This window comes from Streptomyces sp. NPDC051921 (assembly GCF_040680975.1).
Classification (GTDB): Bacteria; Actinomycetota; Actinomycetes; order Streptomycetales; family Streptomycetaceae; genus Streptomyces.
On record NZ_JBFAXU010000003.1, the window covers coordinates 1 to 15,851 of the forward strand.

At 73.0% G+C, this 15,851-nt stretch carries 13 protein-coding genes and 1 pseudogene; 6 read left to right on the plus strand and 8 right to left on the minus strand.

Annotated elements, in window-relative coordinates; translation table 11 throughout:
* The 4 genes and pseudogenes from AB0M16_RS04770 to AB0M16_RS04785 all read right to left on the minus strand — a co-directional run.
* Positions 1-94: pseudogene (locus AB0M16_RS04770) on the minus strand (ABC transporter ATP-binding protein); the annotation flags it as partial.
* A gap of 8 nt (positions 95-102) precedes the next feature.
* The gene (locus AB0M16_RS04775) at positions 103-1,242 is read right to left on the minus strand and encodes a winged helix DNA-binding domain-containing protein (RefSeq protein WP_365338763.1); all 1,140 of its coding nucleotides are present in this window, start codon (positions 1,240-1,242) and stop codon (positions 103-105) included.
* A 152-nt stretch (positions 1,243-1,394) separates the two neighbouring features.
* Entirely contained in the window at positions 1,395-2,093 is a 699-nt protein-coding gene (locus tag AB0M16_RS04780; protein WP_365338765.1) for a response regulator transcription factor, read from the minus strand.
* Positions 2,090-3,397, minus strand: a complete 1,308-nt coding sequence (locus AB0M16_RS04785; RefSeq protein ID WP_365338767.1) for a histidine kinase — start codon at positions 3,395-3,397, stop codon at positions 2,090-2,092. Before AB0M16_RS04785 ends, AB0M16_RS04780 begins: the two co-directional genes overlap by 4 nt.
* Positions 3,398-3,621: 224 nt before the next feature.
* Between AB0M16_RS04785 and AB0M16_RS04790 the strand changes: the two genes are divergently transcribed.
* The 5 genes from AB0M16_RS04790 (at position 3,622) to AB0M16_RS04810 (ending at position 9,835) form a co-directional block, all read left to right on the plus strand.
* Positions 3,622-4,329, plus strand: coding sequence for an ABC transporter ATP-binding protein (locus AB0M16_RS04790; protein WP_365338769.1), 708 nt, complete (start codon positions 3,622-3,624; stop codon positions 4,327-4,329).
* Positions 4,326-6,677, plus strand: a complete 2,352-nt coding sequence (locus AB0M16_RS04795; protein WP_365338771.1) for an FtsX-like permease family protein — start codon at positions 4,326-4,328, stop codon at positions 6,675-6,677. Before AB0M16_RS04790 ends, AB0M16_RS04795 begins: the two co-directional genes overlap by 4 nt.
* Positions 6,678-6,865: 188 nt before the next feature.
* Positions 6,866-7,405 (plus strand): hypothetical protein, encoded by a 540-nt coding sequence (locus AB0M16_RS04800; protein ID WP_365338773.1) that lies wholly within the window; start codon positions 6,866-6,868, stop codon positions 7,403-7,405.
* 281 nt (positions 7,406-7,686) lie between these two features.
* On the plus strand, positions 7,687-9,006 hold the full coding sequence (locus tag AB0M16_RS04805) for a nucleotide disphospho-sugar-binding domain-containing protein (protein ID WP_365338774.1): 1,320 nt from the start codon (positions 7,687-7,689) through the stop codon (positions 9,004-9,006).
* Positions 9,007-9,133: 127 nt separating this feature from the next.
* Positions 9,134-9,835 (plus strand): DUF4232 domain-containing protein, encoded by a 702-nt coding sequence (locus AB0M16_RS04810; RefSeq protein ID WP_365338776.1) that lies wholly within the window; start codon positions 9,134-9,136, stop codon positions 9,833-9,835.
* 386 nt (positions 9,836-10,221) lie between these two features.
* Here the strand turns inward: AB0M16_RS04810 and AB0M16_RS04815 are convergent, their stop codons facing one another.
* Complete coding sequence (locus tag AB0M16_RS04815; protein WP_365338778.1) at positions 10,222-10,764, minus strand: GNAT family protein; 543 nt, start codon at positions 10,762-10,764, stop codon at positions 10,222-10,224.
* A gap of 265 nt (positions 10,765-11,029) precedes the next feature.
* On the opposite strand from AB0M16_RS04815, the gene AB0M16_RS04820 reads away from it, so the two are divergent.
* On the plus strand, positions 11,030-12,220 hold the full coding sequence (locus AB0M16_RS04820; protein WP_365338780.1) for a cytochrome P450: 1,191 nt from the start codon (positions 11,030-11,032) through the stop codon (positions 12,218-12,220).
* Positions 12,221-12,290: 70 nt separating this feature from the next.
* Here AB0M16_RS04820 and AB0M16_RS04825 read toward each other — a convergent pair whose 3' ends face one another.
* The 3 genes from AB0M16_RS04825 to AB0M16_RS04835 form a co-directional block, all read right to left on the minus strand.
* Entirely contained in the window at positions 12,291-13,631 is a 1,341-nt protein-coding gene (locus AB0M16_RS04825) for an MFS transporter (RefSeq protein WP_365338782.1), read from the minus strand.
* 13 nt (positions 13,632-13,644) lie between these two features.
* Positions 13,645-15,012, minus strand: coding sequence for a GH1 family beta-glucosidase (locus AB0M16_RS04830; RefSeq protein WP_365338784.1), 1,368 nt, complete (start codon positions 15,010-15,012; stop codon positions 13,645-13,647).
* A 213-nt stretch (positions 15,013-15,225) separates the two neighbouring features.
* Entirely contained in the window at positions 15,226-15,846 is a 621-nt protein-coding gene (locus AB0M16_RS04835) for a TetR/AcrR family transcriptional regulator (protein WP_365338786.1), read from the minus strand.
* Positions 15,847-15,851 lie beyond the last annotated feature (5 nt).

Here is a 15,851-nt window from a genome sequence, read left to right on the forward strand (position 1 = left end):
TGCCGGACGAGTAGGTCCGCATCGGCAGCGAGATGAAGTCGCCCTTCTCGTTGATGCCGGAGAAGTCGACGATGTCCTGATACCGGCTCTTGATCGACGGGCCTAGCCCGGCAGCAGCCGGACCCGGCCGGCCGGCAGCTTCGGCCACCAGTGCGCGTACCGCCGGTAGAGCCCCGGATCGCGCTCGGCGAGCAGCGCGTACAGGCCCCGCGCCTCCTCGGCGAGCCCCTCCCACACCGGCTCCGGCAGCTCGTGGAAGGCCGTCGCCTCGATGCCTCCCTCGGCCGGCCGCCACACCCCCGCCACCTCGCCGTCGACGAGCAGCGTCGGCAGCACGTCGCCGTTCACGCGGATGACCACCCGCCGGTACGCGGGCGGCATCACCCGGCTCCGGTCCGCGTACGCGAGCAGCACGCTGTCCCACATCCCCAGCAGCCGCGGCGGCGCCGACGCCTCCGCGGCCGGCCGCGGAGCCCCGGGCAGGTCGAACAGGACGACACCGTCCGGCCCTTCGAGACGTTCCACGGCACCGCCGAGTCCGGCCAACACCCGCCGGACGGGCGCCCGCTGCACCATCGCGAACTGCGCCACGTCCGCCACCGACGCCGGCCCGAAGCCCGCCAGATAGCGCAGGACCAGGTGGCCCAGCGCCTCCGGCGCGACGTCACGGCTGCCCGGCACGCCCGCGCCGTCCGCCGCCACGTACGACGGGCGCTCGCCGAACGTCCAGGGCCCACCGGTCGGTTGATGGTGCAACGGAGCGTAGCCGCGCAGCCCCCACCACGCGTCGTCCCGCCGCTCCGCGCCCACCCGCTCCTCCAGCCACCCCTTCATCTCCGCACTGCTGCGCGGCACTTCGGCGAACGACAGGAGCCCCGGCAGCAGCTCCGCCGCGTCCGCGGGTGTCAGGCCGCTCGCCGCGAACCGGAACCCGAGCCGCGAGGCGTACAGCGTCTGCTGCATCGCCTCCCGGAACATCCGGTAGTCCTCGGCGTGCACCGCGTGCAGGGTGATCCGCATCAGGGTCGCCTTCACCACCTCGCGACGGGCGAGGACGGCGTCCGCCTCGGCCGGGTCGAAGCCCGCGAGCCGGTTCCACAGCGCCACGTAAGCCGAGCCCGGATGCTGCGCCTGCAGCGCGACGACCCGCCGGACCCCCTCCGCGACGCCGAGCGGCGCGCGCTCCAGGAGGAGCTGACGGCAGAGAGTGGCCCGGTTGAGCTCGCGCGCGGTGATCCTCACGCCGGGCATTCTCGCCCGTCGGCCCTCGGCGGCCACCACCGGCCCCCGCTGCGCGGGGAGCCCGGGGCGTCCGGACGCGTCCGGCGCACGGAACGGGCTCGCCCGCACCTCGTACGCCTCCCGGAAGGAGCCCTTCCCCGCGGCCGGGTCCTCTACGTCTGCTCGGTGGACCGCTGGGCGTCCCCGCCCGCGCCGACGCTGACCAGACCCGTCTCGTAGGCGACGATGACGGCCTGGACACGGTCACGGAGTCCGAGTTTGGAGAGGATGCGGGCGACGTGCGTCTTGACGGTCGGCTCGGCCAGGTGGAGGCGCGCGGCGAGTTCGGCGTTGCTCAGACCTCGGGCCAGCAGGCCGAGGACCTCCAGTTCGCGCGGGGTGAGCGAAGCGAGGTCGCGGTGGAGGGCAGCGGTGTCGCCGCCGCGCTGGGTGAACCGCTGCACGAGGCGGCGGGTGATGGCGGGCGCGAGGAGGGCGTCGCCGGTACGGACCGTGCGGACGGCCGCGGTCAGCTGCTCGGGCGTGACGTCCTTGAGGAGGAAGCCGCTGGCCCCCGCGGACAGTGCCGCATAGACGTAGCGGTCGAGGTCGAAGGTGGTCAGGATGATGACGCGGGGTGTGTCGGGGGCACCGGTGACGATGCGGCGCGTGGCCTCCAGACCGTCCATCTCAGGCATCCGGACGTCCATCAGGACCACGTCGGGACGTGTACGGCGGGCCGCTTCGACCGCTTCGGCTCCGTTGCTCGCCTCGGCGACGACGTCGATGCCATCGGCCCTGAGGATCAACCGGAATCCGGTGCGGACCAGGGTCTGGTCGTCGGCGAGGAGCACACGCAGCGGCTCGGTCACAGTGCCTCCAAGGGGATCAGGGCCTCCACACGGTAGCCGCCGGTCAGGCGTCGGCCGGTGGTCAGGGTTCCGTCGTGGACGGCGAGGCGCTCGCGCAGGCCGATCAGGCCCCGGCCGCTGCCGACGCTCGCGTCGCCCGGTCGTCCACCGGTGTCCGTGACTTCCACCCGGAGCCGTTCCGGGCCGTACTCCACGGTCACGGCGGCGGTGGCGCCGGACGCGTGCTTCACGGTATTGGTCAGGGCTTCCTGGACCACGCGATAGGCCGCGAGTTCGAGGCCGGGCGGAAGGGGACGGGGCGGGCCGGTCACGGTCAGGTCGACGGGCAGTCCGCTGTCCCGGACCCGTCCGACCAGCGTTTCCAGCTGGTCCAGGCCGGGCTGCGGGGCCAGCTCCGCCGCCGAGTCGCCCTGGTCAGCACCTCCGTCCGTTCCCTCGCCCTCGTCGGGCATGGTGAGCAGCCCCATGACGTGGCGGAGCTCGGTCATGGCCGCCCGGCCGCCCGCCTCGACGGCGAGCAGCGCCTCGTCGGCCTCCTCGGGTGAGGTCTTCATGATCTTGCGGGCGGCGCCCGCCTGGATGATCATCACGCTGACGTTGTGCGTGACGACGTCGTGCAGTTCGCGGGCGATCCTGGCCCGCTCGTGCTCGACGGCCCGGCGCAGCGCCGCGGCCTGTTCGCGCTCCAGGGCGGAGAGCCGGCCGCGGCCCTCGTCGGTGCGGAGCTTCCAGGTACGCAGGCCCACGGCGGCCACGGCCATCGGGACCAGGATCAGCAGGGCGATGTACTCGTTGGGGACGATCGGTGTCACCGAGTTCCCCGACGTGCCGACCAGGACGACCGGCAACGGCAGCGCCGCCAGGGTGGCCACCCGGTACGGGCTGTACACGGCGGCGCTGTAGACGGCGATGATGAACGCGTAGAAGGTCAGCCGCAGAACGCTCTGCGGGGTCGCCAGTGTCGCGGCCGTCACCACGCACAGCACGGCGAGCGGGTAGCGGCGGCGCAGCGCCAGGGCACCCGAGGCGACGACCGCGAGGGTCACCATGAAGGCCAGGCCGCCGGGACCGGACGGGCGCGGAATGACGAGCTCGACGCCGGGTGCGATCTCACGCACCACGACGTTGCCGGCATTGTCGATGCCGTAGTACACGGTGGCGATGCCGAGCACCAGTGCCACCACCGCGTCGAACTGCCAGGCGCGCCGGGTCGGCCGCAGCGGTGGACCGCTCGGAAGCCCGGCGTCGCGGACCGTCCGGCGGGCGGCTTCCCGCAGCCGCTCCAGCGTCGTACCTGCGTCCATCACCGGATCATTGTCGCCGCCGCGCGCACCCGCGGAGTCCGTCCCGGTGGTCATTCCCACGGCACCGGATACATCACCCGCCTACATCGCAGGGATGACGTTTCCGGTGCTCGTCCGAGTGCGGTACCGCAAGGGGTTCGGGCGGGCGACGCGCGCGGGCCGGGCCCGCTCCTAGCGTTCACGCAGCCGACTGACCGTACCCGAGAAGCCCGAGGAGCATGTTCATGACCATGCCGCTGATCGAACTGCGCGAGGTGAGCCGCCGATACGACGACGGCCCGCCCGCTCTGCACGAGGCGTCACTGACCGTGCAGCCCGGTGAGGCCGTCGCGATCCTCGGCCCTTCCGGCAGTGGCAAGTCCACGCTGCTCCACCTGATCGCGGGCCTGGACCGGCCCGACACGGGAACCGTCACTGTGGACGGGGTGCGGGTGGACCAGCTGGGCGAAGCCGGATCGGCGCTCTACCGGCGGTCGAAGATCGGCATGGTCTTCCAGTTCTTCAACCTGCTCGACGATCTGACCGTCACCGACAACGTCGCCCTGCCCGCGCGCCTCGCGGGCACGGCACGTGGCGAGGCGGACCGCCGGGCGGCGGAACTCCTGGAACTGCTGGGCATCGACCGGCACGCCCGCGCCTACCCGGGGCGGCTGTCCGGCGGTGAACGGCAGCGCGTCGCGGTGGCCCGGGCGTTGATGAACCGGCCGGCGCTGCTCCTGGCCGACGAGCCGACCGGGGCCCTGGACACGGCCGCCGGACAGGACGTCAGCGAGCTGCTCAGCGGCCTCAACGCCGAGGGCCAGACCATCGTCGTGGTCACCCACGACCTGGCCCTGGCCCGGTCCTGCACGAACCGCACGGTCCGCATCGCCGACGGCAGGATCACCGGAGACGTCCGGTCGCAGACCGTCGCCCCGGAGGCCGTCCGATGAGCGCGCTCGGCAAGGTGGTGCGCTCAGGGGTGGGACGACGCCGGGTGCAGACGCTGGTGATCGGGCTCGCCACGATGATGGCGGTGGCCGCCTCCGTCCTCGGCGGATCGCTGCTCGTGGTGTCCGGCGCGCCCTTCGACGACGCCTTCGCCCAGCAGCACGGCGCGCATCTGTCCGTCCGGTTCGACGCGGGCAAGGCGAGCGCGGGGCAGCTGTCGAGGTCCAAGGACGCCGAGGGGGTGAGCGATGCGGCCGGGCCGTTCCGTACGGCGACGGTCACCCCGCGGTCGGACGGGTCGGGCGGCCCCCACTGGCCGATGACCGTGGTCGGCCGCGGCGATCCCGGACGGGGCGTGGACGAGGTGGCCCTGCTCGACGGACGCTGGCCCACACGGCCCGGCGAGATCGTCCTGTCGGCCGACTCCTCGCTCGTTCCGACCCTGGGCATGAAGATCACCTTTACCGATCCGTCCGGGGCTCCGACCCTGACCGTCGTCGGTGTGGCCCGCTCGGTCACGCGGACCGCTGATGCCTGGGTGCTGCCCTCCCAGATGCCGGCGCTCACCGCGCCCGCCGGCGGCGGCTTCCAGATGCTCTACCGCTTCACCGCCGCGAGCACCGTCGCGCAGATCACCGCGGGCGCCGAGGCGGTGACCGGATCCCTGCCGCCGGGAACGGCCGTCGGTGAACGGTCATGGCTCACCGTCAAGAAGACCGCCGAGCGCGACACCGCCGTCTACGTCCCGTTCCTCGTCGCGTTCGGCGCTCTGGGCCTGGTCATGTCGGTGCTCATCGTCGGCAACGTCGTCGCGTCGGCCGTCGGCACGGGAACGCGCCGCATCGGCATCCTCAAGGCCGTCGGCTTCACCCCGTCCCAGGTCGTGCGGGCCTACGTGGGCCAGGCGTTGATTCCGGCCGCCGTCGGCACGGCTCTCGGTGTCCTCGCCGGTCACCTGCTCGCCGTCCCTGTGCTGGCCGAGACGGAGGAGGTCTACGGCACCTCGTCCCTCGCCATCACCCCCTGGGTCGACCTGGCGGTCATCGCCGGGGTGCTCGGACTGGTGGCGGCGACCGCGTCCGCGAGCGCCTGGCGGGCCGGCCGGCTGCGTACGGTCGACGCGCTCGCCGTCGGGCGTACCGCTTCGGCCGGGCGCGGCCGGTGGGCGGCCCGCCTGGCCGGACGCCTGCCGTTGCCGCAGCCGGTCGCCCTGGGCCTGGCCCGGCCCTTCGCTCGGCCCGCCCGCGCGCTGGCCATGGGCACGGCGATCCTGTTCGGCGCCATCGCCGTCACGTTCACCGTGGGGATGGGCGCCTCGCTGGGCCAGGTGATGAAAGCCAGGGCCCACGACGCCGCCGATGTCGTCGTGCCCGCGCCACTGCCGGACTTCGGCCCCCGAGGCGCCGGCCCCGAGCAGGAGCGCGAGGCCGATCCCGCCGCGGTTGCCGCTGCCGTCGAGGCCGCCGCCGGGACCGGGAAGTACTACAGTGCCGCGACGGTACGGGCGACCGTGTCCGGCCTGACCGGCACCATCGACGTGCACGCCTTCACCGGCGACGCCTCCTGGGGCGGCTACACGATGGTCTCGGGCCGCTGGATCGACGAGCCCGGCGAGGCCGTGGTCCCGACCCCCTTCCTGGCCGCCACCGGCACCCGCATCGGCGACACCGTCACCCTGAACGGCCTGGCCGAGCCGGTCACGGTCCGGATCGTCGGCGAGGTCCTCGACCCCCGCAACGACGGCATGCAGGTCTTCACCGACGCCTCGACCCTCACGGGCGCACATCCCGACCTGACGGAGACGAGTCATCACATCGCGGTCACCTCAGGCACCGATGCCTCCGCCTACGTCGACACGCTGAACAAGGACCTGGCACCGCTGGGTGTCGCCGCCCGGGTCGGCGGGCTCGACTCCGGCAGCGACATGGTCGTCACGCTCAACGCGCTGTCCGCGATCCTCACGCTCATGCTCGTCGCCGTCGCCGCTCTCGGCGTGCTCAACGGCGTACTGCTCGACACCCGCGAGCGCGTCCGGGAGATCGGTGTCCACAAAGCGCTCGGCATGACCCCGAGGCAGACCGTCGCGATGGTCCTCACCTCGGTGGTCGTGACCGGACTGGTCGCGGGCGCTCTGGGCGTGCCGCTGGGCGTGGTCCTGCACGGCTGGGTCATCCCCGCGATGGGCGACAGCGTGGGGCTCCGCCTTCCCGGTTCCGTCATCGCCATCTATCACGGAGCTGAACTGCTCCCGCTCGCACTCGGTGGCCCGCTCATCGCCACCCTGGGTGCGCTCCTGCCCGCCGGCTGGGCCGCCAGGGCCCGGACCGCCACGGCCCTGCGCACCGAATAGGACATCACATGCAGCAGCCCATCCGGCGCCGGACGCCGACGCCGGCGCCGACGGCCGTCTGCCGTCCTTCCCCTGGTCGTCCTCCGCACCCGTCACGCCGGGAGAACGGACCGCGGGCGGTCGTCGTCACCGCGGATGAGAGGGTGAGCGAAGCACGGGCAGCGCGGGGGCGCGGAGAGGGGGGCGGCATGGGGACGAGCGAGCTCGTACGGGCGGAACTCGCGCGGCACGACTGGGCGGCGCTGGGGTGCGGGTGCGGGGACGGCGCGGAGCACGTGCCGTTGCTCTTCGAGACGATCCTCGAGGCGGAGACCGTCCGCGACATGCGCGGCTACACGCTGCAGGACCACATCGTGGTGGACACGTCCCTCTACGAGTGCACCCCGCCCGCCGTGGGCGTCGTCCTCGCCGCGCTGGCCGGGCACGTGTCGCCGCCGGCCCGGGAGGAGCTCCTCGAAGCCCTCTCGTACATCGCCATCGGCGCGAGCCATGCCCCCGGGGGACTGTCGCCCGAGGAGGCCCGGCTCGAGGAAGGCTGCCGGGCGGCCGCCCACGAGGGGTTCTGGGTGCTCGCCCACATCGGGCTCACCGGCAACGCGTACGAGGCGGAGACGGTGGCCGACATCTGCGCCGCCCTGGGGCTCGGCGGCGACAAGTACGCGGACTACCAGCACCTCCTGCGCGGGCGGGTCGAGGCCAGGACCAAGCGCGGCCGCAGGCGTTACTGACGGGTGCGCACCCGCGGACGCCCGGGCGGCGGACGGGCGGACGCCGGCCGGGGGACGGGCGGACGCCGGCCGGGGGACGGGCGGACGTCGGGCGGGGGCGGCTCGGGTGGCGGAAGGAGCACGGTGGATGGCTGGCGGCGGCGGCGCGACGCGCCGTTGCGGAGCCACGCTTTGAGTGCCCGTCACCGCAGGTCGTACGCTCGCTACGCGCGTCGTACCGGCGCCTGAGCGACAATTGCGCAACGGCCGTACAACGGCCGCAATCAGGGGGGAAGTTCACCATGTCCAGGATTCTCGTCGCCGCCACGCCCGTGTCCGGCCACCACGGGCCGCTGCTCCAGGTCGCGAGCCACCTGTCGCGCCTCGGCCACGAAGTCGTCTTCCTCGGCGGGGCGCGCTTCGCCGAGCAGGTCCGCGCCGCCGGGCCCGAGTTCCGCCCGCTGCCCGCCGAGGCGGACTACGACGACCGGGACTTCTCCGCACGCTTCCCGGAGCGCGACGGCATCCCGGCCGGGCCCGCGCAGATCATCTGGGACGTCAAGCACGTCTTCGGCGATCCGACGCCCGCCCAGTTCCGCGCGCTCAAGGAGGTCCTCGCGGAGTTCCCGGCGACCGCGGTCCTCCACGACAACCTCTTCTTCGGCGGCGTGGCCCTCTCCCTCAGCGACGCGCCGGGCCGCCGGCCGGCCGTGTTCAGCGTGGGCATCTCGCCCCTCGGCGTCGAGAGCCGGGACACCGCGCCGCACATGCTCGGCCTGCTGCCGCCCGTCGACGACGCCCAGCGCGAGCAGTACGCGGCGATCGCCGCCGTGATGGCGGAACAGCGCGCCCCCCTCGACGCGCACCTGCGCGCCTGCTTCGCCGAGGCGGGCGTCACCCTGCCCGACCGGAGGCTCGGGCGCGACCTGGTCGAGGCGGCCGACGTCTTCCTCCAGCTGACGGTCCCCGGCTTCGAGTACCCCCGCGCCGACCTCCCGGCCAATGTGCGCTTCGTCGGCGTCGTCCCGCTGCCGACCGTCGCGGACCAGGAAGAGCCGGCCTGGTGGCCCGAGCTCGTCCGGGCCCGCGCCGAGGGCAGGCGGGTCGTCGTCGCCACGCAGGGCACGCTCGCCAACACCGGCCTCAAGCGTCTCGTCATCCCCACCGTGCGCGCCCTCGCCCACCGCGACGACGTCCTCGTCGTGGCCGCCACCGGCCGCCCCGACGCCGCGGACCAGTTCGCCGCCGAGCTGCCCGCCGTACCCGCGAACGCCGTCGTCGCCGGCTTCGTGCCCTTCGCCGACCTGCTCCCGCTCGCCGACCTCCTGGTCACCAACGGCGGCTACGGCGGCACCCAGGCCGCTCTGGCCCACGGCGTCCCGCTGATCGTGGCCGGCGACACCGAGGACAAGCCCGAGGTCGCCGCCCGCGTCGAGTGGACCGGCACGGGCGTCAACCTCCGCACCGCCGACCCCTCCGACGACGCCCTCCGCACCGCCGTGGACACCGTTCTCGGCACCCCGTCCTTCACCGAGCGGGCCGCGGGGCTGGCCAAGGAGTACGCCACGCACGACGCCCTCGCCCTCATCGACGAGCTCGTGCGGGCGACCGACGGCGGCTGACGCCGGTCCCTCGCGGCCCGTTGTGGTGATTCCGGCGAGAGACCGTCATGAAGTCGTGAAACTTCCTGGGGAAGATACTGGTCAGCCCAGTGCACCACGTACTTCTCGGACTCGGGGGAACACCATCATGAGCACCGTTCGCAGAGCCGCCGCCCTCGCCGTCGTCGCGGCCGTCTCCAGCCTCGCCCTCACCGCCTGCGGCCCCTCCGAGGACGATGCCGCCGGGGCGCCGTCGGCACCGGCGACGCCGACCAAGTCCGCGGCGCCCACGACGCCGGCGAAGCCGTCGACCCCGGGCAAGGACACGACGGGCGGCTCCACGGGCGGGACCGGCGGCGGCTCGACGGGCGGCTCCACCGGCGGTTCGACGGGCGGGTCCACCGGCGGGAGCGGCGGCCCGACCGATCCCGACTACAACGTGTTCCCGTGCAGCACCTTCGACGTCACCTTCACCGCGAGCCTGGCCGAGCCCACGACCAGCAGCTATCTGCTCAAGATCACCAACAAGAGCGGCAAGCCGTGCAAGGCCCTCGGCCACCCCGTCGTGACCTTCGGCGACCTCGACGGCCAGGCCACCGAGCGCGGCGCGGCGCCCGCCATCGAGAAGGCGATCCGGCTCGCGCCCGGGGAGTCGGCGTACGCGGGGCTCATGGGCGGGACGAAGGACGGCACGGGCAAGACCGTCAACTCGATCGCCATGACGATGAGCACCGAGTCCGACCTGGAGCAGAAGCCCCTCAAGGCCTCGACGCCCGGCCTCAACGTCTCGCCCACCATGAACTCCGTGACCCCGTGGATGACCAACGCGGAGGACGCGCTGAGCCTTTGACCGGCCGGCGCCGGGTCGCAGGAACCGGGGAACGGTGGAGCGGGGGAACAGGCGATCCGAGGCAACAGCAGGTCCCCAGGCCTCGGCCGCGTCGAGCGGCCGGGGCCCGACCGTTGTCCGTCCCGGGTGGCAGTGAGGAGTGACGAGCCGCGGTGCGTGCCTCGGATCTACCTCGCCGCAGCGTGATCTCATCGCCGGAATGCGGTTCGGAATCCTCGGCGACACACCCCGGCCTGGCACGACGACGGCACCGTGGTGTGGTCGGGCGGACGGGCCCGGCGGGCCCTGCTGGCGCTGCCCCTCACGATCGCCAAGATCGCCCGAAGGACCGCCGAGACATCACCCTGCGGATCCCCGGTGGCCGGGCCGTGCCGGCCGCGGGCCGCCTAGACCGCCGCGTCCGGCTTCCAGTCGTCCACGAGGAGGCCGAGCAGCACCTCGTCCAGGAACTCGCCCATCACCCAGGCCGAGGAGCGCAGCACGCCCTCGCGCACGAAGCCGTTGCGCTCGGCGGAGCGCAGCATCCCGGTGTTGTCCGCCAGTGTCTCGATCTGCAGCCGGTGCAGGCCGCGGACGACGAAGCCGTAATGGCAGAGGACCGCGACCACGTCGGTGCCGTAGCCCTTGCCGCGGCAGGACGGCAGCAGTCCGAGGCCGATGTGCGCGGCCCGGTGGTGGTTGTCGATGCCCCACAGCGTGGCGGTGCCGACGAGGGTGCCGCCCTCCAGCTCCACCACGGAGAACGGGACGCTTCCCTGCTGCGTGTCGTCCACCACGAGCCGCGGATCCTTCGAGCCGGGCGAGACCGGCCGCCATGGCGCGGCCTCGGCCCGAGAGGCGTTGACCACGTCGTCGTAGAGCTCGGTGCGCAGGATCGGGATGTCGTCCTCGTGCCGGGCCCTGAGCCCGACCTTGGTACCTCTCAGCATGGCAGCTTCCTATCCGACGGGATCGGCCCGCGGCAACCTGTTAACGATCTCCGTGCTTCCCGCCCACGACGCGGCACGGCGCACGGCCACGCCCGCCCCGCGGCCACACATTGCAACGCCGCCGTTGCGTTTGGTCGTCCCGTCATTGCATCAATTTGTGGGCTCTGAGCTGCGATAGTGCCAACCACTCAATTGACCAACCAGTGAACGCAACGTAGCTTTCGTGATGGATCAAACACGTAATGTCGCGAGTTGAGGAATGGTCATGAGCGAGCCCCTCCACACCGTCACGACGCTGCCGACGGAGCGTCAGGCCGGCTGCCCCTTCGACCCGCCGGCCGAGCTGACCGACGCCCGCCGCCACGGCCCCATCAGCCGCTACACCCACCCCGGCGGCGTACCCGGCTGGATGATCACCGGACACGAACTGGTCAGGTCCGTCCTGGCCGACCCGCGTTTCAGCTCGCGCAAGGAGCTCATGAACGTGGTCGACTTCGCGCTCCCCCCGGCGCCGCCCGGCGAGTTCCTCCTCATGGACGACCCCGAGCACAGTCGCTACCGCAAGCCGCTCGTCGGCAAGTTCACCGCTCGGCGGATGCGCCTGCTCACCGAGCGGATCGAGGAGATCACCGCCGAATGCCTGGACGCCATGGAGGCGGCGGGACCGTCCGCGGACCTGGTGACCGCGTTCGCCAAGCCCATCCCCACCATCGTCATCTGCGAACTGCTGGGAGTGCCGTACCAGGACCGGGACTCCTTCCAGGAGCAGATCGACAGGTTCATGAACGGCGAGACGAGCGACGAGGATCTCATCGCGGCCTACACCGCGACCCAGGAGTACCTCGCGGAACTGGTGGTCGCGAAGCGCGCGAACCCCACCGACGACGTGCTCAGCGAACTCACCGGCAGCGACCTGACCGACGAGGAGCTGAAGGGGATCAGCCTGGTCCTCCTGGCCGCCGGCTTCGACACCACCGCGAACATGCTGTCCCTCGGCACCTTCGCCCTGCTGCAGCACCCGGAACAGCTGGCCGCGCTGCGCGCGCAGCCCACGCTCATCGATCAGGCCGTGGAGGAGCTGCTGCGCTACCTGAGCGTCGCCAAGTCGTTCCACCGGACGGCGCTGGAGGACGTCGAAGTGGGCGGCAGGACCATCGAGGCCGGCACGACGGTCGTCCTGTCGTACAACACCGCCAACCGCGACCCGGAGCGCTACGACGACCCCCACGTCCTCGACATCCAGCGCAAGCCCAGCGGCCACCTGGCCTTCGGGCACGGCATCCACCTGTGCCTGGGGGCCCAGCTCGCCCGCGTCGAACTGCGCGTCGCTCTCCTCGCCCTCCTCGACCGCTTCCCCACCCTGCGGCTCGCCGTCCCGGCCGACGAGGTCGCCCTGCGCCCGGAGACGGCGGACATCTACGGGGTCAAGAGCCTCCCGGTGACCTGGGACGTCTGACACCGGGCCGGCCGGCGGCGGCAGTCGGCGAGATCCCGCGCCGGGATGCCGGCGCCCCGGCGGGGCGGCCTCAGGTGACCGTGCGGATGCGGGTGACGAGGAGGCCGCCGATCAGGGTGGCCAGGGCTGCCGTGAGGTACAGGCCGGTGTAGCCGCCGACGTGGGCGATCACGGGGGAGGCGAGGGCCGGGGCCAGGACCTGGGGGCCGGAGTTGGCGATGTTGATGACGCCGAGGTCCTTGGCGCGGTCGGCGGCCTCGGGCAGCACCTGGGTGACCAGGGCCTGGTCGACGGCGAGGTAGATGCCGTAACCGGCGCCCAGGACCGCCGCGGCGGCCAGCGCCGACGGCCAGGTGTGGAGCAGGGCGAGCAGCAGTGCCGCGGCGGCCATGACCACCGAGCAGAGGACGACGAACGTCTTGCGGCGCCCGACGCGGTCGGACAGCACGCCGACGGGGATGGCCGTGAGCGCGGCGCAGAGCGTGTAGACGACCGTGAGGATCAGGACGCCGGTGCCGGGGTCGGCGTGGTGGACCGCGTCCGCCAGGAAGTAGAACAGGTAGAGCGTGCCGAGGGCGTTGCCCAGGTTGATCAGGAACCGGGTCAGCCAGGCCCAGCCGAAGTCGGGGTGCCGGCGCGGGCTCACCCAGAACGAGCGGGCGAAGGAACGGAGCCGGAAGGCGGGGCGCAGGGCCCGGGGGAGGGCCGGTTCGCCGTGGCGCAGGACGAACGGGAGGGCGAGCGCCACCGTGAGCAGGGCGAGGGCGCCGTAGCCGGACCCGACGCCGGTCACGAGCGCCGTGGTGATCAGCGCGCCGAGGACGAGGCCGAGGGACTGCATCAGCCCGGTCCAGCCGGAGACCTGCGCGCGCTGGGAGAGGGGCACACGGTCGGCGATCGGGGTCGTGACCCCGGCCAGCATCGCGTTCAGGCCCGCCTGGGCCAGGCACCAGCCCACGGCGACCCCGGCGACGGTGTGCTGGGAGGCGGTGAAGGCGAGCCCTGCCGCGCCGGCGAGGGCACCGCCGAGGATCCACGGCCGGCGGCGGCCGAAACGGCTCGTCGTGCGGTCCGACCACGCTCCCGCGATCGGATTGGCGAGCACCGCGACGAGCGCGCCGAGGCCGGTGACGAGCGAGAGCGCGCCGCTCTTGCCCTGCGGGTCGATCTGCTCCAGCTGGAGCGGCAGCAGGATCTGAATGGGCGTCATGAACGCCATGAAGACGGCGAGCGTGGCGAGCGAGAGGCTCGCCGTCCAGCCGGGTCCGACGGGGACGGTGGGCTCGGCGAGGACGTCGGCGGCCGGCGCCGGGTGCGCCGCGCCCCGCGTGCCGTCCGTATCTCCTCCCGCACCTCCTCCTGCTCCCGCGTCCCTCGCACCTCTCGCGTCTCCCGCTCGGGGGTGGGCCATGAGAGTCCCCCGCTCAGGACCGCTGGGAGGCGATCAGGTCGCTGTACCACGCGAAGCTCGCGCGTGGCGTGCGGAGCCCGGTGGCGAAGTCGACCTCGACCAGTCCGAAGCGCTGGTGGTAGCCCTCGGCCCACTCGAAGTTGTCGAGCAGCGACCAGGTGAAGTAGCCGCGCACGTCCACCCCGCGGGCGCCGGCCTCGGCGACGGCGGCTATGTGTCCGGCGAGGTAGTCGATCCGCGCCTGGTCCCGCAGCCCGGCGGGCTGCGAGCAGCCGTTCTCGGTGATCCACATCGGCGGAAGGGCGTCGCCGTAACGCGCCTTGAGGCCGGTGAGCAGCTCCGTGAGCCCGTCGGGCACCACCGGCCAGCCGAACGCGGTGCGCTCGTACGGCTCTTGGGGCTCGGCCAGGTCGAAGGGCAGCCCGGCGGCGGGATCGGCCGGGGCGGTGATCCAGGTCGGGTTGTAGTAGTTGATTCCCAGGCCGTCCAACGGCGCGGCGATCGAGGCGAGATCGCCGTCGCGCACCACGCCGCCCCAGCTCGCGTCGGACACGCCGTACGCCGAGAGGTCGGGATACGCCCCCAACAGGACGGGGTCGTTGAAGATCCGGTTGTGCAGGACGTCGTACGCGGCGGCCGCCGCCACGTCCTCGTCCGACCGGGCGTCGGAGCGCAGCCGGACGGGCGTGCAGTTGTTGGCGATCAGCACCTGCGCGTCGGGGACGGCCGCCCGCAGCGCGGCGGTCGCGAGGCCGTGGGCGAGCAGCTGGTGGTGCGCGACGGGCAGCGCGTCCAGGAGCAGGGCGCGGCCCGGGGCGTGGACGCCGAAGCCATAGCCGAAGGACATGTGCACGAACGGCTCGTTGAGCGTGATCCACCGCTCCACCCGGTCACCGAGCCGTTCCGCGACCACGGTCGCGTACTCGGCGAAGCGGTGGGCGGTCTCGCGGTTCAGCCATCCGCCCTCGTCCTCCAGGGCCTGCGGCAGGTCCCAGTGGAACAGGGTGGGGGTGGGGGCGATCCCGGCCGCGAGCAGCGCGTCGACCAGCCGGTCGTAGAAGTCCAGCCCGCGCGGCTCGACCTTCCCGGCGCCGGCCGGCAGGACGCGCGGCCAGGAGATCGAGAAGCGGTACGCGTCGAGCCCGAGCCGGCGCATCAGTGCGACGTCCTCGTCGAACCGGTGGTAGTGGTCGCAGGCGACGTCGCCGGTGTGCCCGTCGCGCACGGCGCCGGGACGCCGCACGAAGGTGTCCCAGATCGACGGGCCCTTGCCGTCCTCGTCGGCCGCGCCCTCGATCTGGTACGCGGCGGTCGAGGCGCCCCAGACGAAGTCGGCCGGGAGCCGGGGGACTCGGGTCGGACCGATGGAGCTGGCTGTCACGGGAACCTGCCTTCATCGCTGGAGCGAGCGTTGCTCATGTCACCCGCCGAAGGCAGCCCGGGGAGGGGAGTTCACCTGACGTGGGCGTGGGCGTGCCGTCCGAGGTGGGCCGCACCGTAACATGAACAACTGTTCACGTTCTAGGGGTGCGGCAGGTGGCCCGGAGTCCTCGGCGCCAAGCTCCGGAGCGCCCGGCCCGCGCCCCGCCCGGCCTCACCCTTCCTCGGCGGCCGTCAGCCGGCCGCGCAGGTCCTCCCAGTAGGCGCCCAGCATCCGCTTGAGCTCGTCCAGAGCCTCCGGTTCGGGCTCGCCCCCGTCCTTGAACACCTCGTGCAGGACGGCGTTGGCGGCCCACACCACCATGCGCGTCGCCCGTCGGGCCCGCTCGCCTCCGGGAACGCCGGTCAGGTGCTCGACGATCCGCTGCAGCCCTTCGGCCACGACCTCGTTGCTCGCCTCGTCGGCGCGCGCGAGCTCGGGACTGAGATGGCGGCCGGCCCACAGCGTCATACCGCCCCGCTGGGACCGGAAGAGCTCGGCGTAGACGTCGACCATGGTGCCGACCAGGTCGGTGAGTTCACCGGCGAGGGCCCGCGCGACGAGCTCGTCGACGGCGGTCCCGAACGCCTCCAGGTACCGCCGGCCGAGCGCGTCCACGACAGCGCCCTTGTCCGGGTAGAACTGGTAGATGCTGCCGACCGGCACGCCCGCCGCCTCGGCGATCCGGCGCATGGTCAGCGCCTCGTACCCCTCCTGGGCCAGGATCCGGTCGGCCGCCGCGAGAATCGCCTCGACCCGGGCCCGGCTACGCGCCTGCTGCGGCGCCCTGCGCACCCGGG